A 1196-nucleotide genomic window follows, 5' to 3' on the forward strand; every position below is an offset into this window, starting at 1 on the left:
CTGGCACCGTCCAGCGGTGCCGTGACGACGAGGTCACCCTGGGCGACCCGGTCCGAGAACAGACGCAGCGTCTGCTTCGTCTCGTCGCCGGTGACCGGGGTGTGGGTCACGGTGAAGGTGATGAACCCGTTGCCGAGCCAGCGCTGGATGCTCCAGCGGCCGCGGCTGTCGACCTCGGTCTCCAGCGGCGCCAGACCCGGTGCCGCGATCGTGACCTTGTCACCGGTCGTACCGGTGCCCGAGATCGCGACGTTGCCCGGGGTGAAGGTGCCGCCATCGGTGTGGCTGCCGATCGTGAAACCGTCCGCGGCCTCACCGACGTTGAACTCGATCGTCTCGCTGCCGTTCGCGATGCCGCCACGCTCACTGGTGACCGTGAACGTCGTCGCGGTCGTCCCGACCCAGCGGCGGACCGTCCATGAACCGTCGATCTGAACGGTCGCGGTCGATGGCGCGGCCGAGGTGTCGTCGCTGACCGTGACCTTCGACCAGGTCGTGCCGGTGCCGGTGAAGGTCACCCAACCCGGCTGGTCGTGGCCCGCACCGTCGATCGGCGCGGTGACGATCAGATCGCCCTGGGCGACCTGGTCCGAGAACAGACGCAGCGTCTGCTTGGTCTCGTCACCCGTGACGGGGGTGTGGGTCACCGTGAAGGTGATGTACCCGTTGCCCAGCCAGCGCGGGATCGACCACTCACCCGCCGCGTTCACCGTCGCCTCCAGAGGCGCCAGACCCGGTGCCGTGAACGTCACCTTGTCACCGGTCGAGCCCTTGCCCCGGAACACGATGTTGCCCGGGGTGAAGGTGCCGCCGTCGGTGTGACTGTCGAGGCTGAACTCCTGACCCGAGACACCCGTGTTGAACTCGATGGTCTGCGAACCGTTCTGCACATCGGCGCGGCTCGAGGTCACCGTGAAGGTCGTCTTCTCGGTGCCCACCCAGCGGCGTGCCGACCAGGTGCCGTCGTACTGCACCGTCGCCTTCGTCGCGGCCGTGTCCGAGCCGTCGCTGATCGAGACCGTCGACCACGTCGTGCCCACACCGGTGAAGGTCACCCAGCCCTGCTGACCGTGACCCGCACCCGCGGCCGGCGTCGTGACCGAGAAGTCCTGCTCGGAGACGGCGTCCGAGAACAGACGGATGTTCTCCAGCTTGTTCTCCCCCGAGGCCGCGACCTGCGTCACCGACATCGTGTA

1 protein-coding gene is annotated in these 1196 nt (G+C 68.0%); it reads right to left on the minus strand.

Annotated elements, in window-relative coordinates; all coding sequences use genetic code 11:
• Positions 1-1184 (minus strand): hypothetical protein (locus tag ACZ6JE_RS15065; RefSeq protein WP_464319457.1); only part of this gene is annotated, 1184 nt, incomplete at its 3' end.
• Positions 1185-1196 lie beyond the last annotated feature (12 nt).

Source organism: Frigoribacterium sp. AC759 (assembly GCF_979256015.1).